The sequence below is a fragment of the Euzebya pacifica genome (assembly GCF_003344865.1).
Classification (GTDB): Bacteria; Actinomycetota; Nitriliruptoria; order Euzebyales; family Euzebyaceae; genus Euzebya; species Euzebya pacifica.
In genome coordinates this window covers 384,015-406,576 of the sequence record NZ_CP031165.1, presented here as the reverse complement: position 1 = coordinate 406,576, position 22,562 = coordinate 384,015, and the positions used below count along the sequence as shown (strand labels likewise).

Genomic DNA, 22,562 nt, shown 5'->3' with positions numbered 1-22,562 from the left:
AGGGGGGCGCGGGGGTCAGCCGGACGGCGGTTGGCTACTCCGGCGGCGCGGTGGCGCAGCTGGTCAGGCCAGCCGCGTCGTCGCCCACGGTGGAGGGGCCGCCGAGCACCATCACGGTGTCCGGCGACAACCGGTCGACCTCGGTCATGACGACCGCCGGGACGCAGTCCGGACGCACCGCCACCAGCGGCGCACCGTCAATGCCGGCGGACACACCACCGACGAGGGCGTCGGGGTAGTCCTCACCGGTCGCCATCCAGACCGTCGGGTGGCTGCCGGGGAACGCCTCGCGGACGATCGCCGCGGACGTGCCGTACCGGTCAGCACCGGCCCAGCGGACGACCTCGGGGGCGAGGCCACCCAGCGCAGCGACGACGGCGGGCGTGATGACCGCCTCGCCACCCACGACCACGATCCGCTCCGGCGACAACCGTTCCAGCTGGGCAACGGTCGCCGACGGCAGCGTGTCGGCCAGGGTCAGCAGCAGCGGACCACCCTCGGCGACGGCAGCCGCGCCGATCGCGAGGGAGTCGGCGAACCCGGCCCCGGTGGCGACGAACACCACATCGGCGTCGTCGACGAACCGGGCAGCCAGGGCAGCCGCGGTGTCGAACCGGCTGGCGCCGGCGACCCGATCGACCTCGACGCCCGTCAGCTCGGCAGCCATCGTCGCGACCGCGTCGCTGATGGCAGCGGTGCCACCGAGGACGGTCACTGCCTGTGGCTCGAGCCGCTGGAGCGCCGCGGCGGTCTCGTCGGGGATGCGTCCCTCCTCGACCAGCAGGATCGGCCACTCCCGCATGCCGGCGATCGGCACGGCGGCCAGGGCGTCGGCGAAGCCGCCACCCGTGGCGAGGAACACCCGCTCGACTCCGGGCTCCCAGCGCTCGGCGAGCGCTGCACCCGTCGCGAACCGGTTCTCACCGGACATGCGACCGACCGAGTGCCCGGGTTCGGGCTCCGGCTCGGGCTCGGGCTCCGGCTCGGGCTCGGGCTCGGGGCTGGGTGGCCCGGGGTTGCCCGGGGCAGGGGTCGACGGGACGACGTGGAACGTCACGGTGATCCCCTCGGTGTCATGACCGGCCTGGTCGCTGCCCGACACGGACAGCACGTGCCGGCCCGGCCGCAGCGAGGACACCTCGATCGAGTCGCCGTCCACGCTCGTCCGGTCCAGATGAGCGAGCGTGACCCCGGGACCCGACGTGGCATCGACGATCGACCAGGTGATTACCCTGCCGGATCCTCGTGGGACGAACTCACCATCGGTGACGCCGTCGATCACCACCGTCGGTGCGGTGGCATCCAGCGAGATGTCGACCGAGGCAACCGGCGACACCTTCTCACCACGCACCGCCCGCGCTGTCACCGTGTGGACACCGTCGGCGTCCACGACGAGCACGCCGTCGTCGTCGGCGACGAACCCGCCACCGTCGACGTCGAACTCGACCACGGCCTCGACGTCACTGGCAACGGCCGTCACCGTGACCGGCGAGACGTACCAACCCTCCGCACCATCCGGGGCGGCCGGGTCGACCGACACCTCGATCGTCAGGGGCTCGGGCGCCTCGACGACGAACGTCACCTCGGCCTGCGCGGCGTTGCCCGCCACGTCGGCACCAGAGACCGTCAGCACGTGCTGACCGGGCTCCAGCGACGCCACCTCGACGTCCTCCTCGGTCACCGGGGCACCGTCGAGGACGACGTCCACCGCACCGGGGCCCGACACGGCATCGGCGATCGACCAGGTGATCCGCGCATCGGAGTCCTGGGGCACCGTCTCGCCGTCGGCGACCCCGTCGATCGTCACGGTCGGCGGGGTGGCATCCAGCGAGACGTCGACGGAGGCAACCGGCGACACCTCCTCACCGCGTACCGCCCGCGCCGTCACCGTGTGGACACCGTCGGCGTCCACAACGAGCACGCCGTCGTCGTCGGCGACGAACCCGCCACCGTCGATGTCGAACTCGACCACGGCCTCGGCGTCACTGGCGACCGCCGTCACCGTGACCGGCGAGGTGTACCACCCCTCCGCCCCATCCGGCGCAGCCGGGTCGACCGACACTTCGATGGTCAGGGGATCGGGCATCACGGGCAGCGGCACCATCGGCAGCTGCGTCGGCGAACCGATGGTCCAGTCCAGCACCGTCGACTGGGCCTGACCCTCGCCGACGATGACGTCGAGGGCGTTGGAGTCGCGCACATCGGTGTCGTGGGCCGGGCTGTTGTCGAAGACACCGGCGCCACCACCCATGCGCCACTCCGTGATGTAGCCCATGCCGGGGCCGGGGTTCTGCCAGTACTCGAGGTCGTAGACGGGCCGGACGTTGCCGATGCCCTCTCCGCCCTCGGCGTTGACGAACATGGCGGTGCCGTAGGTGGCCGAGGCCAGGTCGATACCGCCGAACGCGGTGGCGGGCAGGACCACGCCGAACTCGCCGTTGGCCGGGTCGCTGAACAGCTCGCCCGCGGCGATCATCGTGCCGTCGGGTGCGTAGACGCCGGCGGCGTCGTAGCGACCGTCGATGACGACGACGGCCTGCCATGCCGACTCGGTGTCCATGTTGGTCCCCGGCAGGGCCGGCTGCACACCCGCGCTGCCGTCGCCGAGGTAGACGTTGACGCGCTGCATGGCGATCTGGTCACCGTTCCACGCGGGCGGGTTGGTCACCGGGCCGTCGATGCCGATCACGAAGGTCCGGTCGTCGCCGTCGGCGTACACCTCCAGCCCGGTGAGGTCGAAGACGCCGTCCTCGAACACCTCGTTGGTCGGGTAGACGTAGGTGCCGGGGCCGTCGTCGTCGCCCGCGGGGTCGGTCAGGGCGCCGAGCAGGGTCCCGTGGTCGGGGCTGACGGTGATCGTGCGACGATCGACGGTCGTCGACCCGTCGGTGGCGACCGCGGTGACGGCCAGCTCGACGATGCCGGACTCGACCGGCACGTCCACGCTGAAGGCACCGTCGGCTGGGGTGGTCCTGGCCAGCGCCGTGCCGGCACGGGCCTCGACCTCGACACCGTCGGTGGTGCCGGTCACGGTCACGGTGTCACCGACGACCGTCGCGTCCGCCTCCGGGGCGGTGACGGCGAGCGTCGGGGCCGGACCCTCGGGTGTCGGGATCTCGGCGACCTGGATGTTGCGGTAGTAGACCTCGTCGCCACCACCGTGGTTCTGGATGCCGATGTGGCTGGGGGCGTTCATCCGCTCGGGGTCGGCGTCGGTGTAGTCGTTGACCTCCACACCGTTGAGCAGCACCTGGATGCGGTCGCCGGTGACGACCAGCTCGTAGGCGTTCCACTCCCCCGGCGGGTTGAGGGCGGCGTCCCGGGCAGCTACGTCGGCGGCCTGGAAGTTGTAGACCGCCCCGGTGGTGGAGTCGGCGTCGTCGGTGGCGTCGATCTGGATCTCGTGACCCTGCTGGACGGCGACCCACGGGTCGTTGCCCGGGTCGGGGAACCCAACGAACACGCCGCCGTTGTCGTCACCGGCCAGCTTCCAGTCCAGCCGCAACCGGTAGGACTCGAAGGAGTCCGGGTGGTACAGCAGGCCGAGCCCACCCTGGCTGAGCAGGGAGCAGTCCTGCTGCAGGGCGAAGCCGCCGGGACCGGCCATGATCCATTCGTCGGCCGACGCGGGGGTGCCGTCGAACAGCATCCGGAAGCCGTCGTCGGGCGTGGCGGGCGTGGTGCACGACGGGGCGGGCCCGTCCTGCAGGCGGAAGAAGTCGAAGGACGCGGCCTGCCCGTTGCCGTTGTAGGCGGCGAGGCCCACCATCGCGTCGGGCATGTCGTCCAGCGGTCGGGTTCGACCGACGGGGTTCCAGGTCTCGCCGTCGGCGGACCAGGCGGCGGTCAGTCCGATGCCGTCGCTGGTGACCCGCAGCCAGATGCCGTCGGCGTGGATGCCGGCGGGCAGGACCGGCGAGCGATCAACGCCGGCGTCGAAGATGGCCTGGCCGTCGAGGGTCTGGCCGAACTCGACGATCCAGCCCAGGTCGGGCACGTCCATCAGCATCAGCTTGGCGAAGTGCCGGTCGTCCTCGTGGACCATCAGCCCGCCCTGCTCGTAGGTGTCGCCCTCGGGCAGCACGAGGTGGGTCACGGCCTGCCAGGTGTCCTGCCCGTCGGGCAGGTCCTGCAGGACGACGTTGGCGGCGCTGGTGTTGCCGCCCTGCATGTCGCCGTCGACGGCGTCGATCTGGAGTGCCCCGTCGGCCACGCGCAGGTGGTCCCCGTCCTCGCGGAGGATCTCCGTCCAGCGGCAGCGGTCGATGAACTCGCCGTCGAACTCGTCGTCAGGGACGACGACGCCCGAGCAGTCGGGATCGACCTCGATGGTGAAGCTGCGTGCGGCGGTGCGGCCGGCCTCGTCGGTGGCGGTGACCGACGCGCGGTAACGGCCGGGCACGTCGTAGGTGTGGCTCGTGGACAGCGCCGTCACCGGGTCGCTGCCGTCACCGAAGTCCCACTGCACGGTGACGTCGGTGCCCTCGGGGTCGGTGGCCGTTGCGTCGAAGGCGACGTCGAGCGGGACGAGGCCGCTGGTCGGAGTGGCGGTCGCGGTCAGGTCCGGGACCTCGTTGTACTCGGGCTCGATCCAGATGTTGCGGTAGCGGACGTTCTCGCCGGGGTCGTTGTGGTCCTGCAGCCGGATGGCGCCGGTCGCCGGTCCCTCCGGCAGGTTCCCGCCGGTCGGTCCGGTGATCTCGACGTCGTCGTGGACGAGCACCCCGTTCCACTCCACGGTGATGCGGGCGTCGGCGACCTTCTCGCCTGCCGGGTCGAAGCGGGCGGCGGTGTAGTCGATGTCGTAGGTCTGCCAGGTCTCCGGCGCCGTCGCCGCGTTCACGTCGGCGGCCTTCTGGAGGTAGATCGCCGCGGCGTCGTTGGTCTGCAGCGGATCGATGCCGAAGGAGTCGAGGACCTGCAGCTCGTAGCGTTCCTGCTGGTACACGCCGCTGTTGGCGCGCTGCTGGCCGGTGACCTCCGGCGGCATCTCGGGCAGCCAGAACTCCACGTGGAGGGTGTAGTCCCCGAAGGCCTCGATGGTGCGCAGGTCGCCGTTGATGACCTCGACGGCGCCGTCCCCGACGACGGGCCACTCCGGGGCCCTGCCGTCGGTGTGCTGCCACTCCGACAGGTCGCCGTCCTCGCCGAGCAGCACGATGCGTTCACCAGCCGGTCGGACCGACATGGCGTCGAGGTTGATCTCACCCGTGTCGTCGGGGCCGACCTCCACCTCGATCAGGTGGGTGCCGGCGGTCAGCTGGACCCGTTCCCGGTGGGTGGCCCAGATCGGCCAGTCGATGGTCGGCGGGAAGACAAGCTGCTGTGGTGGGCCACCGTCGACGACCAGCGACATCGTCTTGTCGCCAGCGAAGGGGTGCGGGCCGTTGGCGTAGCGAAGGCCAAGGTCGTAGGCCCCGTCCACGGGCACGTCGACGGTGAAGCGGGTCCCGGCGTGGCGTTCGTCGAGGCCTGCGACGAAGCCGGTGCCGGAGTGGGCGGGGTGGTCCGATGCGATGGTGGCACCGCCGTCGAGCATCCCGGCCTCGGCTTCGTACCAGGTGCGGTCGCCGTCGTCGCCGGGGATCTCGTTGAGGGTGTACCAGGCCTCGGTGTTCCACAGCTCCTCACCGTCCGCCGACGCGAAGGGCCGTGGGCTGCGGACGTGGACGACCCGGTTGGTCTGGAGGCCGGGGATGTCGAGGGTCACGGTCATGCCGTCGGGCGACACCGTTGCCGCAGCGACCTCGAGGTCCTCCTCACCGATGCGCGGACCGCCGTAGGTGGGGGCGGGGCTGTAGGCCCACTGCTGGACCTCGTAGGCCTCGGCGATAGACGCGATCGTCTCCGCCGACAGCGGCTGGGTGTAGGACAGCTCGAAGCCGGTCGGGGTGGCGCGCATCTCGCGGATGTCGAAGGCGTTGGTGCCGTTGGGCGCCAGCTTCTGCAGGCCGTAGTCCAGCTTGCCGGACTCGCTCCAGTTGCCCGCCTCGCCGATGCCGCCGACGTAGAGCGCGCCGTCGGGACCGAGGATGGTCCGGTTGATGCCGGCCTCGAGGCCCGCGGAGTGACGGAACGCCGCACCCTGATAGACGCCGTCGACCTGCTCGATGAAGCCGCGCTGCAGCCCGCCGTAGGTCACGTCGCCGAACACCATCTGGCCGGCGAAGGGGCCGTCCTCGAGCATCACCGGGTTGGACGGGGAGTTGCCGATCGTGCCCTGCGGCAGCCACAGGACGGGGCGGGTCACCGGGTTGTCGTCGAAGGGTCCGGGCGGGTTGGTCCGGTGGTTGAAGAACGCCCCGTCGGTGACGTGGAGCAGCTGCGATGCGGGCAGCCAGTCCCCCTGGTTGTCCATCACGAACAGCGAGCCCTCGGGGCCGAAGCCCATGCCGTTGGGGGTGCGCAGGCCGCCTGCCACGAACTCGACGTCGCCGGTCTCGGGGTCCACGCGGATGGTCGTGCCACGGTTCTCCGCGGGCTGGGGGTCAGTGGACTTGCCACCCTGGTTGATGGCGACCGACAGGTTGACCAGGAAGTGCCCGTCCTCGTACAGCAGGCCGAAGGCGAACTCGTGGAAGTTGCCGCCGTAGGGCCACGCGGCGACCTGCTCCTGCTCGAGGAGGCCGTCGCCGTTGCTGTCGGGACGCAGCGCGGTCAGGCCGTCGCGCTCGGACAGGTAGATCGTGCCATCGACTTCGAGGACACCCATGGGGTTGTGCAGCCCGTCGGCCAGCTTGGTGACGCTGACCTGCTCGGGGCTGGTGTCGCCCAGGACCCCGTCGAGGACGAACAGCTCGCCGGTCTCGGGGTTGGGCACCGGCCCGCCCGGGCTGACGTTGCCGGCGGTGGCGACGAGCAGTCGGTCGTCGGCGGTCCAGGCGAGGGCGGAGACCATCGGCTCGAAGTCGTCGGGGCGCAGGTCCATGAGGTCGTAGTTGGGGTGGACCGCGTCGAGGGGCAGGCCGTCACCGGCGGTGTCGGTCGCGCCCTCGCAGTACTTGGTGCCGGGGGAGGTGACACGGACGACGTCGGCGGGGGTGGCCAGGTTCTCCGATGGGACCACCTCGAAGCCGCTCGCACCCGGGGGCTGCCACTGGAGGGTGACCTGCTGGCCGCCGCCGGCCTCGAAGTGCTCGAGGAACAGCTCGTGGCTGCCCGCCGTCAGCGTGGCCGTGCCCTCGGCCGGTGGATCGATGCCGTGCAGGCCGTCGTGGTCGACCACCACGTCGCCGTTGAGGGACAGCCGGGAGCCGTCATCGGAGTACAGGCGGAACGCGTACTCGCCGTCGGTCGGCACGACCAGGTCGGCGACGGTGTGGGACAGGAAGTTGTCGGCGAAGCCGAAGTCCGCCTCGCTGGAGTAGTCGATCGTCGGCATGTGCTTGTCGACGTTGGGCGTCTGCCCACCGCGGAGCGTGCAGATCTCCGACAGGCCGACGCCGCCGAGGTCGAAGACCCGCAGCGTGACACCCGGTTGGGTGGCCGGTTCCTCCTGCGCCAGGGCAGGGGCCGCGGCGAGCGTTGCGCTGGCGACGACCAGCACCAGGGCAAGTACGACGGCATGGCGAAAACGGCGGGTGACGGCAGGCATTGACACGGCTCCTCGGCTCGGATCGGCCCCCCGCGGACCTGGTCACGTCCTGGCGGGAACGATGCGGGAGGCGTTGTGCCGGAAACTAGTCAAGGTTTGTGCGGTCAGTCAACTATCTTTTGCTACGTGCTGGCAGAAGGTTGGTTGCGTTCGCGCCGCACAGCTCTTCGATCACCTGCAGCAGCCCGATCAACCCCGTGAACGGGTACCGCACCGAGCCGGCGACGACCACCCCCGCTCGGGGGCGGCCGTCGCCGAACTCGATGGTGACCGTGAGCACCTCGGGCTCGACCGAGGTCACGACACGGTCGAGGGACGCGGGACGGTCACCGCCGCCGGGACCTCGTCGTGTCGTCGCAGCGCGCTGGCCATCATGGCCAACCCGACCAGCGGGACGACGTTGACAACACCGGCCACCCCGATGGACAGCCCGGCGGCGAACGTCAGCAGCCCGAGGGCGCCGCCCAGCACCACGAGCACCGCAGCAGCTCGCGGCACGGTCCCCGCTCGCCACGAGGCCACCCCGAAGACGACGAGTCCGGCATGCTGTCCGACCCGTCCGAGGAGGAAGGCAACCAGCAGCCCGACGGGTGGGATGTCCGGACCGTAGAAGGCCGCATAGGCCGACGGATGATCGGCGGCCAGCACGGGCGTGACGAACGTGTGGGTGTACAGCAGGCCGCTGTTCAGGAACAGGCCGACGACTGCCGCAGCAGCGCCTCGCCGTCCCCAACGGCCCAACGCCGATCCCTGTGCGTCGGCGAGCGCGGGCAGCGCCCACATCAGCAGGCCGAGCGCGGCCAGCGCGGCTGTCGTGGCGGGCAGCCAGAGCGGGTGCGTCATGGCCTGCTGCAGCTCCGCACCCCAGTAGACCGGCGCCTCGACCACCGCGACGGCGATCATCAAGCCGGCGGCCACCTGCGCCGCGCGGAGCCCCCGGGTCGATCTGGTGTGTGCCATCGTTCCTCCTCGGTGCCGGCCCAGTCGCGGTCGGCTGATGGGCCAGCGGGTACGTCGGTGTCCGACCGCTGCCGTCACCATGGCCGGGGTGGGGCGCCCGGCCATCCGTAGGCCCTACGGAAACCTCGACCACGCGGCAACAGAACCCGGTGCAGTCCACAGGGCCAACGACGTGTTCTTCACCCGCGTGCCCGTACCGCCCGGCCCTCGGCCCGGCACACCCGGTCGCTGACCGGTGCTCACGGGCACGTGTCCGCCCCGCCGTTGAAGGCGATGAACCCGGTGTTGCCACCCTGGTCGTTGCAGGAGAACGGGGCCGCGGTGTTGCCGGTACCGGCCAGGGTGCTGTTGGCGGCCTGGACCACGAAGCCACCGATGCTGCTGAACGCCACGCCGTCGACCGTGGCGTTCGCGGAGGTCCCGTCGAAGATGCCACCGAAACGCAGCCCCTCCCGCCCGGTGTTGCTGATGGATCCTCCGTCGATGCGCAGGGCGCCGGTACTGGTGAAGACGGCACCGGCGCTCACGGCGTCCTCTCCGACGGTGTCGATGGCGACGGACCCGAACGTGACGTCGGCACCGACCCCATCCATGCGGATGCCGACCTCGTCGACGTTCGCCACCGTCGTCGTGCCGACGACGGTGATCGATCCAGCACCGACGCTCAGCAGGTTGACCCCGTCGTCACCGCTGAACCCGATCTGCGAACTCAGGTTGTTCCTCGCCGTCAGGCTCTCGAACTTCATGTCCACCTCGACGGTGTCGATCAGGACGAGGGCGGGTCCTCCGTCGGCGTCGATGCGGTTGGTGCCTGTGACGTTGATCACGTTGTTGCCGCCGGCGAGGAACCCGGTGGCGGCGGCGCCGGTTCCGGCGGAGTCGGTGGTGATGTCGAGGTTGTGGAAGTTGACTGTGCCGGTGTTCCCGAAGACGTCGACCCCACCGTTGAGTCCCGTCAGGTCGATGATCGTCAGGTCGTGGAACGTCCACGTGCCGCTGCCGTCGGTGGCGAACAGGGGCGAGAACTGTGAATCGGTGGCCGTGGTCGGGGTGGTGATCGTCAGGTCACCGTCCACGTCGAACAGGTCGATGGACGGGCCGGGGGGGCCGGTGGACGTCAACGAGTTGCCGCCGTTGGTGTTGAAGCGCACCGACGAACCGGCTGCGGTCGTGTCGATGAGGACGAGCTCGCCGTTGTCGTTGACGATGCTGCCGTCGTAGTCGAGCTGGCCGGGGGCGTCGAAGTCACGGACCAGGACCGCGGCCCCGGTGGGGTTGGTGATGGTCGTCGTGTCGGCGAAGGTGAAGGTGCCGGCCGAGCCGTTGAGGATGTCGATGCCGGCATCGCCGCCGTTGAGGGTGACGCCGGCGGTGACGTCGTAGGTGCCGTCGGCGTCGGTGAACTGCAGTCCGGTGCCGTTGGTGGCGTCCAGGGTGTTCGTCGGGCCGAAGGAGAACGTGCCGGTGTGGCTGGTGATGTCGATGCCGGCCGCGTCGTTGGTCTGGGTGATCGTGGAGTCCTGGATCGTGATGTCGCCCACGGTCGAGTCCACCCGCAGACAGGCGCCGCTGGAATCGGTGATCGTGACGCTGTCCAGCGTGAAGGTGCCGGAACCGCCGTCGATCGCGATGCCGTCACCGGCTGTCGACCCGATGTCCAGGCCGCGCACGGTGTTGTCGTGCACGAGCGCCACACCGGACGCCGTGCTCTCGAGGACCGGTGGGATGCCGGCGGGAACGAGGGTCGTGGGTCCCGGCCCGACCTCCAGCGCGGCGCCGACGCCGAGGAGTTGTTGCCCATCGACCAGGGTGATGCCGGCCCCGCCGATCGCCGCGGCGGACTCGCCGATGTGGATCGTGTCCCCCGCACCGCCGATGGTGGCCGGAACCGTGTCGAGGGGGGCGTGGGAACGGCCGTCACCGCCCGGCGGGGCGTCGGCGTCGAGGAACCAGATCATGTCGGTCAGGCTGACGGTGACCGTGCCGTCGGCGCTGTCGGTGCCGTTGGTCACGGTGTAGGTGAAGGTGTCGTCGGCACCGGTGTAGCCGACCGGCGGCAGGTAGCTGAAGGACCCGTCGGCGTACGTCGTCACGGTCCCGCCGTTGGCCGTCCCGGTGCTGCTGGGCACGACGTCGAGTGTCCCTCCACCGGTGTCGGTGTCGTTGTCGAGCAGGTTGTCCTGGATGCGGACCCCCGGCCCGTCCAGGTCAGGCCCGGTGCCCAGGTCCGGGGTGATGACCAGCTGGGTGTTGCCGAACGCATCGAAGGTGTCTGGACCGATCACGATCGGGCTGGTCGGCGCTCCGCTTCGTCGCCGCACGGTGACCGTGACGGTGGCGACGTTGGACGTGGCCTGCCCGTCGGAGGCGGTGTAGGTGAAGGTGCGTTGTCCCGGAAGTCCGCTGACGAAGCGGGCATCGTCGCCGTCGATGGTGACCGATCCGGAGGAGGGCTGGTCGACGATGGCATAGGTCAGCGGGTCGCCGTCGGGGTCCGTCGCGACCAGCGGGACGATCCTGGGGACGTTCTCCGTCGCGATTGCGTCGATGTCCTCCGCGACGGGAGGCAGGTTGTCGTCGGGATCGTCGATCGTCGGGTGCAGGCGCCGGATCTCGGTTGCGGTGGCGTCGGGCAGGCGATCGGTGTCGGTCAGCAGGATGGGTCCGTTCGGTTGGAACGTCCCGCCGGCGAACGTCCCGCCGGTCCCTCCAGCGAGTGCGGCACCGGCCAGCGCGTCGGGGAAGGCACCGGCGTTGGCGACGTAGACGGCTCGGGCGGTGTCGGCTGCGAACTGGGCCGCGGAGATGGCCACGGCGGTCTCGGTGCGGGTGGCGCCGGCCACGCGTTCGACGGAGTCGGCCAGGGTCGCCAGCTCGGCCTCGACGTCCTCGTCGATGGCGGCGGTGCCGCCGAGGACGGTGATCCGATCCGGGTCCAGTCGTTGCAGCTCCGTGCGGGTGCGGTCGGGCAACTGGTTGGTGTCGGAGAGGAGGATCACCCCGTCGCGGGCCGCCATCAGGGGGCCGGCGGTCAGCGCGTCGGCGAAGTCATCGGCCCGCGCGATGGCGACCTCTCCCGCGCCCGAGGGGTGGGACGCCTGCGCGACCAACACCGCCGTCTCGACCCGCGAGTCGCCGCCGATCCGTTCCACGGTGGGCACGAGGTCGGCGAGCTCGGCCTCGACAACCGGGCTGACCGCGCTCGGGCCACCGAGGATCACGACGCGGTCCGGTGACAGTCGGAGGATCTCTGCCCGGGTCGGTTCGGGCAGGTCCCCGTGGCGGGTGAGCAGGATCGGTCCGCCGCTCCGGGCAGCCCACGGTCCGCCGGCGAGGGCGTCAGCGAAGTCCTCCCCGGTCGCCACGAACGCCGTCGTGATGCCCGGCCCGAACCGCGACGCCGATATCGCCGCAGCCGTGCCGTAGCGGTCCTCGTCCGCGAGCCGCACCACGTCGTGCCTGTCGTCGTCGAGCTGGTCGGCGACGGCTTCCGACACCGTCGCCGGGCCGCCGAGCACCACCACCTCGAACGGCGCTGGGTGTGCGATGGCCGGCGCAGGCGCCATGACCGATGTCGTCAGCGCGAGCAACACCACCACCGCGACGCGATACCGAACGGATGCGTTGCCCATGAGCCCCTCGTTCCCAGCGACATGCTGCTTCCCACTCCAAACCTACGCCTCGAATTCGGGAGCTGTACAGGCCCTGTCGTGCGTTCAGCTGACCGAACGTCTTCGGCCAGCGCCGCGTGGACGCGGGGGTGACTTCGCCGACAGCCTGCTGCCCCCGCGTCGGTCGGGCATGCTCGACCCACCCATGACCGACCACGACAACGCGCCGACCGACAGCCGACCCGGCCTTGCCGACCTGCGGGAGGTCCCCGGGTTCACGGCGGCGCTCGCCATCGGCGTGGTCGTGGGGCTGGGGTTCGGGCTGGTCATCCCGATCATCCCGGCCTTCGCCCGATCCTTCGGGGTCGGGGTGTTCGCAGCGACGGCGATCGTCAGCGTGTTCGCCGGGGTGCGGCTGGTGTCCAACCTGGCCGTGGGTCCGCTCATCGACACCATCGGCATGCGCCGGGCCGTCGGCTGGGGTGCGCTCATCGTCGGGGCGTCCTCGCTGGCCAGCGCCGCCGCCCCGACCTACTGGTGGTTCCTGTTCGCCCGGGGCATCGGCGGGTTCGGCAGTGCCCTGTTCCTCGGCGCGCTGGTGACCCTCACCCTCGTCACCGCGCCGGCCAGCCTCCGCGGCCGTGCGGTGGGGACCATCCAGTCCTCGTTCCTGATCGGCTCCTCGTTCGGCCCGACCGTCGGCGGGGCGCTTGCCGAACCCCTCGGCCTGCGCTGGCCCTTCGTCGTCTACGCCGCCGCCTGTGGCATCGCGGGGCTGGTCGCCTTCAGTCGTCTGCCGGGCCCCGAGGCCCCGACCGAAGACGATGTCCTGCCCGACCGCTCGCGCAACCCGTTCGCCGGCTTCGGGCAGCTGCTCCGGACCCGTGAGCTGATCGCCGCCCTCGTGATGATGGCGGCCGTCCGCTGGACCCTCTCGGGCCTGCGGTTCTCCGTCGTCCCGCTGTTCGCCGAGGACGTGCTGTCCCTCGGTCCCGCCCTCCTCGGGATCGGGCTGACGGTCGCGTCGGTCGGCCAGCTCCTCCTCGTCGTTCCAGCCGGTCGCCTGATCGACATCCGCGGTCGACGACCGGTCGGGGTCATCGGCTTCACGACCTTCGCGGTGGTGGCGCTGGGCTTCGTCGTCCTCGACGGCACGTGGCCGTTCCTGGTCGCGATGGGCGCCTTCGGACTCGTGACCGGCGCCACGAACCCGCTGCCGGCTGCCATCGTCGGTGACGTGGTCAGCAAGGACCGGGCCGGCCGGGCGGTGGGGGTGCTCAACACCGCCGGGGACCTCGGCTCCGTCGGTGGACCGTTGGTCCTCGGCGCCCTCGTCGAGGGGTTCGGCTTCACCAGCGCGTTCGTCACCACCGCCGCCCTGCTGCTGGCCGCGGCGGCGCTCGCGATCAGGATGCGCGAGACGATGCCCGCGACTGTCTAGGACGGGTCGAGCGGTCAGCCGACCGCGACGTCCTCGGCAAGCGCCGCGTGGACCCGCGGGGCGACCTCGCGGCCGTACAGCTCGATGGACCGCATCATCGCCTCGTGGGGCAGGGTGCCGGCCGACAGCTTGAGGTCGATCCGGTCCAGGGACAGGTCCCTCGCCACCTCGACCAGCTTGGCGGCGACGGTCTCCGGGGAGCCGGCCATCAGCGGCCCCTCGGGGCCGGCCGCTGCCTCGTACTGGTCGCGGGTCATGGGCGGCCAGCCGCGCTCGGCACCGATGCGGGCGTGCATGGCGCGATGGTGCGGCCACAGCTCGTCCAGCGCCTGCTGGTCGGTCTCGGCGATGTGGCCGGGCAGGTGCGCCCCGATGGGCTGGCGGTCCTTGCCCAGCTGGTCCAGCGCACGGTGGTACAGGTCGACCAGCGGCGTGAACCGCACGGGTGATCCGCCGATGATGGCCAGCATCAACGGCAGGCCGTAGCGGGCGGCCCGGACGACGGACTCGGGGCTGCCGCCAACACCGACCCACGCCTTCAGGCCACCCTCGGTCGGCGGCCACACGACCTGCTCGTCCAGGCCCGCGCGGACGGTGCCCTGCCAGGTGACCGGGCCCTCCTCCAGCAGCCTCGCGAACAGGTCCAGCTTCTCCTCGAACAGCCGCTCGTAGTCGTGCAGGTCCAGCCCGAACAGCGGGAAGGACTCGGTGAACGACCCACGGCCGAGGATGACCTCCGCGCGCCCGTTGGAGACCGCGTCGAGGGTGGAGAAGCGCTGGAACACCCGGACCGGATCGTCGGAGCTCAGGACCGTCACCGCCGACCCCAGCTTGATCCGTTCGGTGCGGCCGGCGATGGCGGCCAGGACGACCTCGGGCGAGGACACGGCGAAGTCGTCGCGGTGGTGCTCGCCGATGCCGATGAAGTCCAGCCCCACCTCCTCGGCCAGCACGGCCTCGTCGACGACGTTGCGGATGACCGCCGCCGGGTGCAGCCGGTTCCCCGACGCGTCGACGGTGACGTCGCCGAACGTGTCGACACCCAGCTCGATACGGGACTCCATGACCTCTCCTCAGCTCGCAGCAGTAGTAGTTAGAACTCTAACAATATCGACCCATGCCGCATTCCCGACCCCATTGTCCACAACCGTCCCGACCTTGACGGACCTGCCCCGGACGTGCGCCACTGGGGTCATGGCCATGCCCGAGGTGCTCGCCGAGCTGTCCGACACCATCCGCCCGATCTCCCGTCGGGAGTTCAACGCGTGGGGTGCCGACGGCTGGTTCGACGACGAGCGGGTCGAGCTGATCGACGGGGTGATCGTGGCCATGGCAGCAGAGGGTGGACCGCACCTGAAGGTGGTGATGTGGCTGACCAACCACTTCGCCCGCCACCTCGATCCCGACCGCATGGTTGGGGTCTCCCATCCCTACGCGGTCAGCGAGTACAGCCAGCCGGTGCCCGATCTGGCGATCGTGCGGACCGCGGACTTCCACGCCATCACCGACGCGGTCGCCGCAGCCGAGCTGGTTGTGGAGGTCGCCCACTCCAGCCGTCGGCGCGACCTCGTGGTCAAGGCCCGCCTGTACGCCGAGGCTGCCGTGCCCGAGTACTGGGTCCTGGACCTGGTCCAGCGCCGGCTGGTCGTGCACACCGACCCGGTCGACGGGGCCTACACCACGGTCGACACGACGTCGGAGGATGCCGCGGTCGAGGTGCTGGGCGTCACCGTCCCCCTCCCGACGGTGTTCTCGCTGACCTCCTGAGGCTCGCCCGCTGCGCCGTTGTCGCTGCAAGGTGCGACCGAAGAGCGCTGCCGCTCGACCTCAGGGCTCAGCCGAGGTCGGGCTCGCCGCAGTGGCGCGCGATGTGCGCCCGGGCCGCGTCCCGCAGCTGCAGCGTCGCTGACCAGCCCGACCCGGCCGGCAGGATCGGCGCGCCCACCTCCAGGTGGATGGTCCCGCGCCGCAGGTGGGTCGTGTGGGGCGGCAGCACCCATCGGCTGCCCCTGATGGCGATGGGCACGACCGGCACCCCTGCGGTGGCCGCGACGCTGAAGGCCCCGAGGCGGAACGGCCGGAGCCCGACGATGCTGTCCAGACCGCCCTCGGGGAAGGCAACCAGGTAGCTGCGGTCGTCCAACGTCTCTGACAGGGCGGCCACGTCGGCGACCCCTTGCTCCCGGTCGTGGCGTTCGACGAACACCGCGCCCAGCCGCCGGAGGACGAACCCCTCGATGGGCTTGTCGCGCAGGACCTCGCCGACGACGAACCGGACGCCACCCTCCAGGTGCGCCGACAGGACCAACCCGTCGAGCCAGCTCGCGTGGTTGGCGACGATCACCGCAGGCGGCGCCGGAAGCGCAGCGCCGTCGGCCTCGATCGGGGTGCCCATCAGCGGGACGAGGGCGCGCAGCACGCGCCGGACCAGCCGCCAGCGCAGCCGGTGACCGGGCAGCAGGACGACCATGACGGCGAGGGGGACGACCACGCTGACGACGAGCAGCCGAGCCCATGCGGCATGAAGGGTCTCGCGAAGTCGGGCGACCAGGCCGCGCACGGCCCGGGGCAGCCCGCCCCACCCGAACCGGGCCAGCTGCACCCACGCGGCACGGACCGGCTGGTCCAGCAACCCGTCGGTGTAGCGCCTGGCCGTCTCGGCCCGGCGGAGCTTGCCGCTGGACGTCTTCGGCACGGTCCCCGGCCCGACGAGGACGATCTCGTCCGGAGGGGTCTCGACCACGTCGACCGCGGCGTCGACGATCCCGCTCCGGATCGCTTCCCGTGCCACAGGGTCGGTCTCGCGGGTCTCGGCCACCACGACCAGCCGTTCGGTGCCACGCTCGGCGTCGCCCACCCCGAACGCCGCCACACAGCCGGCCCGGACACCGTCGACGGCGCCGACGACCTGCTCGAGCTCCTGGGGGTGCAGGTTGCGGCCCGCGCGGATGATCAGGTCCTTGACCCGGCCGGTGATGACGATGTCGCCGTCGGCCAGGTAGCCAAGGTCGCCGGTGTCCAGCCACTCACCGTCTCGCAGCCGACGGGTGGCCTCGTCGTTGCGGAGGTAGCCACGGGTCGCCGACGGGCCGGTGAACTGGATGCGTCCCTGCGTCCGGTCGGGCAGCGTGCTGCCGGCGCGGTCGACCACACGGATGGCGTAGCCGGGCAGCGGCTGTCCGCAGGCTGCCAGCTCCAGCACGTCCGGACCGGCGGCCCCGTCGGGGAGCGGCTCGGCCACCCCACCGCGCACCAGCCGGTCACGGCTGATCCGGTCGATGATCGGCGGCCGGCCGACTGGCGGGAACGCAAGCCCGACCGCCGCCTCCGCCAACCCGTAGACCGGGGCCAGCGCCTCGGGCCGTAGCCCGACGGGTCCGAACCGATCGGCGAACCGTCGCAGGGTGTCCGGGCCGACCGCCTCGGCCCCGTTGAACGCCAGCCGCCAGGTCGACAGGTCCAGGCCGTCCATCTGCTCGTCGGTGACCCGACGCAGGCACAGCTCGTAGCCGAAGTTGGGCGATGCGGCGAGGGTGCCGCCGTGGTCGGTGATGGCCTGCAGCCATGACGCCGGCCGGACGAGGAAGTCCTGGGGCGGCATGGAGATCAGCCGCATCCCGACGTGGAGGCTGCCCAGCCACGCGCCGATCAGCCCCATGTCGTGGTACAGCGGCAGCCAGCTGACGAACACGTCGTCGGGGGTCGCGCGGATGACCTGCGCCATCGCGTCGATGTTGACGACGAGGTCCTGGTGGCTGAGCACCACCCCCTTGGGGGCCCCGGTGCTGCCGGAGGTGTACTGCACCAGCGCCACGTCGTCGTGCCCGGCGCGCGGCAGCGGCATCGTGTCGCCGTCGGTCTGGGCCAGCTCCTCGGCAGTACAGACCTGGCGGAGGGAGGCGACGTGGGTGCGCATCAGCCGGGCCAGCGACCGTCCCTCGGGGACGGTGATGAGGACCGTCGCCCGGGCGTTGTCGAGGATGTGGCGCTGCCGCTGCAGGTGCTCGCCGATGCGGGACGGCCGGTCGGGCGGGTAGATGGGCACCGCGGTGCAGCCGGCCAACAGCACGCCAAGGAAGGCCACGAAGTAGTCGCGTCCGGTCGGCAGCATCAGGGCGATCGAGTCGCCGGTCTCGGTGCCCCGGCCTCGCAGTCCATTGGCCACGGCGAGCGCCTGGTCGTGCAGCTCGGCGTAGGTCAGCTCGACCGGCGCCGTCTCGTCGAGCAGCCGCAGGTGCGGCCGGTCCGGGTGGGTCGCCAGGTGCCAGTCGAGGCTGTCGATCAGGGTTGGCAGGTCTGTGGGACGGGGCCCGTCCGCACCCGGCGGACGGACCGGCGCCGGGGTGGGCGAGGCCGCCGCGACGGTCGGGTGCGAGGGCGGGCCTGCCGGGTCGACCAGCAGGTCCCGTGGCGTGGTGGCGGTGCCGAGCAACGTGGTCGACATCCGCGTGCCGCGCGCGTCGTCGAGCCTGGCGAGCAGCTCGGCCAGGGCAAGGCTGTCCAGGGCGAGGTCACGCTCGAGGTCGCTGTCGAGGGTGACCGTCGGATGCCCATGGGGCCGGAGCTCATCGAGCAGCGCCGTGATGACCGACACGACCAGACGGGCATCGTCGTCGGATGACCGGGTCGCCGTCACCTGCCCAGTGTTGCGCTCGGGGAGCCCTGCGGTGACCGAGACCGGGAAATCGACTCCGGGGGGTGTTCACCGCACGCAGGCAGGACTAGGGTCAGCGAGGTCAGGGTCGGGACGTGGGCACCTCGACATCTTTGCCACGAGGAGGATGTCTGATGACTCGCCATGCCCGTTTCGGCGCGCTCTGTGCGCTGCTGCTCGCCTTCAGCCTGCTGCCAGCCGTCGCCGGTGCAGCACCGTCCAACAACGCGTGCCTGAACCGCAACCTGAACACCACCACCAAGCTCCTGTCGTGTGTCGACGCCGACGACGTGTTCGTCCACCTCGCGGCGTTCCAGGCCATCGCCGACGCCAACGGGGGAACCCGTGCATCCGGCACCCCCGGCTACGACGCCTCCGCTGACTACGTCGCCGACCTGCTCGAGGACGCCGGCTTCGACGTCGAGCGGCAGGTCTTCGACTTCAGCCTGTTCTCCGAGAACTCCAGCTCCCTGACCGCCGACGGCGTGCCCATCGAGACCCAGACCATGTCCTTCTCGGGCAGCGGGACCATCACCAGCGGCAACGTGATCCCCGTCGACCTGGACCTCGGGCTCGGCAACACCTCCACCTCCGGTTGCGAGGTGGCGGACTTCGTCGGGCCGGACTGGTCCGGCAGCAACGACATCGCGCTGATCCAGCGGGGGACGTGCGCGTTCGGACTCAAGGCCGTGAACGCGCAAGCTGCAGGCGCAGAGGCGGTCATCATCTTCAACCAGGGCAACACCGCCGCCCCGGCCCGCCAGGACATCATCGGCGGCACGCTCGGCGAGGGTGTCGTGGGCGTCCTCACCATCCCGGTCCTGGACACCTCCTACTCCGACGGCCTGGTGGTCCTCGACGCGACGACGGTCGACCTGGCCGCTGACACCACCATCGTCACCAGCACCACCGAGAACGTCATCGGCGACCTGCCGGGCGTGAACCCCGACAACGTCGTCATGGCCGGTGCCCACCTCGACTCCGTCGGCGAAGGACCCGGAATCCAGGACAACGGCAGCGGCTCGTCAGCCATCCTGGCCGTGGCGCTGGCGCTGGGGAACAACAAGAAGTACACGCCGACCAACTCCCTGCGCTTCGCGTGGTGGGGTGCCGAGGAGTCCGGCCTCATCGGGTCCGAGCAGTACGTGTTCAACCCGGACTTCGGCCTGACGCAGGAGGAGTACGACGCCCTCGCGCTGTACCTCAACTTCGACATGGTCGGCTCGCCGAACTTCATCTACGGCGTCTACGACGCCGACGAGTCCACGTTCCCCGCACCCGTCTTCATCCCGCCGGGCTCAGCAGAGCTCGAGGACCTCTTCGAGGCCTACTACTCCGACAACAACATCCCCTACGAGGACTCGGAGTTCTCGGGTCGCTCGGACTACCAGGCGTTCATCGACGTCGGGATCCCCGCCAGCGGGCTATTCACCGGGGCCGAGGGCATCAAGACCGAGGAGCAGGCAGGCATCTGGGGTGGCACCGCCGGTGACCAGTACGACCCCTGCTACCACCTGGCCTGCGACACGTTCGACAACGTGTCGGTCGAGGCGATCGAGGTCAACGTCGACGCGGTCGGCTACGCGATCTTCAACCTGGCGGCCTCCACCGAGGCCATCAACGGCGTGCCGGGTTCGAGCCTGCCGGGGCGTGGCCCCGATGACGTCGCGATCGACGGTCCGCAGGGCACGTTCCTCAGCGGTGGCGGCTCGCACATCGACCACGGGCAGGCGTCGGAGTAGACCGACAACCCTCCGCACGAACGACGAGGGGCACCCCGCCGGGGTGCCCCTCGGATCAGCCCAGCGCGGCGGCCACCACGCCAACCCCGCCGGTCAGCTCCGCGGTCCACGCCATCATCCCGTCCGACAGCGCCGGCCAGCCGTGGTACCGGCCGTCGCCGGTCAGCGTCGACGCCGACCCGAACGTCAGGCCGCCGTCGGTCGAGACCGCCGTCCGCAATGACCACGTCGGGTCCGTCGCCTGCTGCCACACGACCCGCAGCCCGCCGAGTTCGACCTGCAGCTGGGGCTGGTAGGACCACTCGCTGGGGACGTCGACGCGGCTGGCCGTCGACCAGGTCGCACCTCCATCGTCGGAGCGCTGGACCCACACGTCGGTGAACGCCGAGTCGACGGTGCTGGTGTGGGCCAGGACGATCCCGCCGTCGGGGGTGATCGCCAGCGACGGCGACAGGGCAGGGTTGCCCTCCACCCCTTCGGCGGTTGGTTCGTCGCGCCGCAGGATCCGCTCGGTCCAGCGGCTGTCGGCGGAGAAGGTCGCGCCACCGTCGGTCGACACCGCACCGAAGATGGCGACGTCATCGGGGTTGCCGCTGCGGCCCGGGGTCGGGTCGTCGCGGTTGTCCTCCCACGCGACCGCCACGGTGTGGCCGTGCACGGCGACGGTGGGCTCCACCGACGCCGGGATGTGCTGCAGCTCGCGGGGCGGGACGGCGTACTGCGTCATGCCACCGCTCCACGGCTCCGCGAACGACAACCGGGTCGTGGTCGACAGCCCGTCGAGCCGCTGGTGGTGGATGGCCCACGTCCCGTCGTCGACCTGCGCCTGCCAGACCAGGTGGTCGACGGTGTCCCCAGCGGCCAGCACCGGACGGGCGGCGTTGCCTGCGGCGATCACCTCGGCCGGGCCGAAGGACGTCCCGCCGTCCGTCGAGCGGCGCACGACCACGTCGCCGCCGAACCGTCGCGGGTCGTGCACCTCGAAGGCCACCGTGACCGTGTCCTCGCGGACCACCACCGAGGGTGACCGCCCCTCCCCCAGCGGCACCGCCGGCGACCAGGTCATCCCGCCGTCGAGCGAACGCTGGTGGGTGACGACCCTCGCCCGATCGCCGGTCCGCTGCTGCTGGACCAGGTGCACGACGTCGCCGTGGCGGGCGAGGTCGGCGAAGCCACCCCAGTCGGCGTCGGTCAGCGACACGAGCGGGGTGCCGTCTGCGAGGGCGGGTGTCCGTGCTGCCGAGGTGGGCGCCGTGACCCACACCGGGGTGGAGTTCATGACGAACGTGTCGACGTAGTCCAGCGGATCGGGCAGCCCGACGCGGCTGGCGCCGACGGTCATGGCGGTGACCCGGTAGAAGGCCGACGAGGACGGCAGCTCGAAGGCGACGGTGTCCGACACCCCGTCGGGCACGACCTCGGCGACGACCGCGCCGGTGTCGTCGACGACCCGGACGGTGTGGCCGGTGCCGTTCTCGACGGCGAGGGCGAGGGTGACCGTGTCGCCGGTCGGTTCGGCCCAGCCGCCGGTGACCGCCTCGAACCCGTCGACCCCGTCGGCGTCCAGGAGGGTGGCGACGCGGATGCCGGTGATGCCCAGCCCGGCAAGCGTGCGACCGGCCCGGATGCCGTCGACCAGCGCCTCCTCCGACACCCCTGTGGTGAGCACGTAGGCCGCGCTGCCACCGGGGCCGGACGGACCGGCCCACACCTGCTTGAAATGGTTGTCGGATCCGTTGACCGTGGCGACCCGTCCGCCAGCCTCGGCCAGCGCCTGGTAGTACGCCTCGTTGGAGCCGTTGCCGCCCCCCGGGAAACCTGCGTCCTGCAGGGCGCTGTCGCCGCCGCGGAGGGCCTCGATGTGGGACAGGGGGAAGTCGACCAGCTCAGCCATGCAGCCGTCGGCGCCGCCGTCCTTGGGGTGGGCCATGCCGAGCAACCCGTCCTGGGCGGCGACCTCCAGGGCCATCTCGGCCAGGCCACAGCCGACCCGGTCGGTGGAGCCGTGGTCGATGCGGGTCTGGATGGCGAAGGCCGTGCCGTGCCGGCCACCACCCCACTCCTCACCGGTCAGCAGCACCCGGTCACCGATCGCGAACGGCGACCGGTCCAGGTCGAAGTCGGGGTCGTAGTGCTGGGCGAAGTTGCGGTGGTCGGTGAACGCCACCGCCGACATGCCGGCCCGCAGCGCCTGATCGCGTTGTTCGTCCAGGAACGTGTCGTGGCTCTCGGGTGTGTCGAACTCCTGGTGGAACACCCCACCGTCGGAGGAGTGGTCGGTGTGCAGGTGCATGTCGAACGGCACCCAGGCCAGCCCGTCCAGCGCCGCGTCGACGGCGGCGTCCAGCGCGGCGCTGCGGATCGGCGGGGCGAGCCCGTCGGCCCCGACGGTCGGCGCGGCCACACCGACGGCGATCAGGACCAGCAGCAGCGGCACGGCAAGGAATCGGCTCATGCAGACCACGTTCGCCACGACCGCCCCGTGGTCCTGCCCGCCGGCCCCGAACGGTGACGGAACCGCATGGACGCCGTTCGTCCCGCGGGCGACGGTCGAGGGGCC

10 protein-coding genes are annotated in these 22,562 nt (G+C 71.2%); 3 read left to right on the top strand and 7 right to left on the bottom strand.

Annotation, left to right across the window (positions count from 1 at the left end; all coding sequences use genetic code 11):
- Positions 1-34 precede the first annotated feature (34 nt).
- The 4 genes from DVS28_RS29095 to DVS28_RS01575 form a co-directional block, all read right to left on the bottom strand.
- Positions 35-7,594 carry a 3-keto-alpha-glucoside-1,2-lyase-like domain-containing protein gene (locus DVS28_RS29095; RefSeq protein WP_216826328.1) on the bottom strand — a complete coding sequence of 2,520 codons (7,560 nt, stop codon included), beginning with the start codon at positions 7,592-7,594 and terminating at the stop codon, positions 35-37.
- Between the two features lie 112 nt (positions 7,595-7,706).
- Positions 7,707-7,895: a hypothetical protein gene (locus tag DVS28_RS01585; protein WP_114589892.1), complete on the bottom strand. Its 189-nt coding sequence runs from the start codon at positions 7,893-7,895 to the stop codon at positions 7,707-7,709.
- The gene (locus tag DVS28_RS01580; RefSeq protein WP_164709799.1) at positions 7,892-8,554 is read right to left on the bottom strand and encodes a hypothetical protein; all 663 of its coding nucleotides are present in this window, start codon (positions 8,552-8,554) and stop codon (positions 7,892-7,894) included. Before DVS28_RS01580 ends, DVS28_RS01585 begins: the two co-directional genes overlap by 4 nt.
- Positions 8,555-8,793: 239 nt before the next feature.
- Positions 8,794-12,186, bottom strand: coding sequence for a cell wall-binding repeat-containing protein (locus tag DVS28_RS01575; RefSeq protein WP_114589890.1), 3,393 nt, complete (start codon positions 12,184-12,186; stop codon positions 8,794-8,796).
- 184 nt (positions 12,187-12,370) lie between these two features.
- On the opposite strand from DVS28_RS01575, the gene DVS28_RS01570 reads away from it, so the two are divergent.
- Entirely contained in the window at positions 12,371-13,606 is a 1,236-nt protein-coding gene (locus DVS28_RS01570; RefSeq protein WP_164709798.1) for an MFS transporter, read from the top strand.
- A gap of 14 nt (positions 13,607-13,620) precedes the next feature.
- Here the strand turns inward: DVS28_RS01570 and DVS28_RS01565 are convergent, their stop codons facing one another.
- On the bottom strand, positions 13,621-14,670 hold the full coding sequence (locus DVS28_RS01565; protein WP_114589889.1) for an LLM class flavin-dependent oxidoreductase: 1,050 nt from the start codon (positions 14,668-14,670) through the stop codon (positions 13,621-13,623).
- 94 nt (positions 14,671-14,764) lie between these two features.
- Here DVS28_RS01565 and DVS28_RS01560 point away from each other — a divergent pair, with 94 nt between their 5' ends.
- The gene (locus DVS28_RS01560; RefSeq protein ID WP_164709797.1) at positions 14,765-15,373 is read left to right on the top strand and encodes a Uma2 family endonuclease; all 609 of its coding nucleotides are present in this window, start codon (positions 14,765-14,767) and stop codon (positions 15,371-15,373) included.
- A 67-nt stretch (positions 15,374-15,440) separates the two neighbouring features.
- Here DVS28_RS01560 and DVS28_RS01555 read toward each other — a convergent pair whose 3' ends face one another.
- Positions 15,441-18,242, bottom strand: a complete 2,802-nt coding sequence (locus tag DVS28_RS01555; protein ID WP_114589888.1) for an AMP-binding protein — start codon at positions 18,240-18,242, stop codon at positions 15,441-15,443.
- 152 nt (positions 18,243-18,394) lie between these two features.
- On the opposite strand from DVS28_RS01555, the gene DVS28_RS01550 reads away from it, so the two are divergent.
- Positions 18,395-20,002, top strand: coding sequence for a M28 family peptidase (locus DVS28_RS01550; protein WP_114589887.1), 1,608 nt, complete (start codon positions 18,395-18,397; stop codon positions 20,000-20,002).
- Between the two features lie 55 nt (positions 20,003-20,057).
- Here the strand turns inward: DVS28_RS01550 and DVS28_RS01545 are convergent, their stop codons facing one another.
- Complete coding sequence (locus DVS28_RS01545) at positions 20,058-22,457, bottom strand: CehA/McbA family metallohydrolase (protein WP_164709796.1); 2,400 nt, start codon at positions 22,455-22,457, stop codon at positions 20,058-20,060.
- Between the last annotated feature and the right edge of the window lie 105 nt (positions 22,458-22,562).

Coding starts and splice junctions, on each gene's coding strand:
- DVS28_RS29095 (WP_216826328.1), bottom strand. CDS start 7,594: ATGCCTGCCGTCACCCGCCGTTTTCGCCATGCCGTCGTACTTGCCCTG.
- DVS28_RS01580 (WP_164709799.1), bottom strand. CDS start 8,554: ATGGCACACACCAGATCGACCCGGGGGCTCCGCGCGGCGCAGGTGGCC.
- DVS28_RS01575 (WP_114589890.1), bottom strand. CDS start 12,186: ATGGGCAACGCATCCGTTCGGTATCGCGTCGCGGTGGTGGTGTTGCTC.
- DVS28_RS01570 (WP_164709798.1), top strand. CDS start 12,371: ATGACCGACCACGACAACGCGCCGACCGACAGCCGACCCGGCCTTGCC.
- DVS28_RS01565 (WP_114589889.1), bottom strand. CDS start 14,670: ATGGAGTCCCGTATCGAGCTGGGTGTCGACACGTTCGGCGACGTCACC.
- DVS28_RS01550 (WP_114589887.1), top strand. CDS start 18,395: ATGACTCGCCATGCCCGTTTCGGCGCGCTCTGTGCGCTGCTGCTCGCC.
- DVS28_RS01545 (WP_164709796.1), bottom strand. CDS start 22,457: ATGAGCCGATTCCTTGCCGTGCCGCTGCTGCTGGTCCTGATCGCCGTC.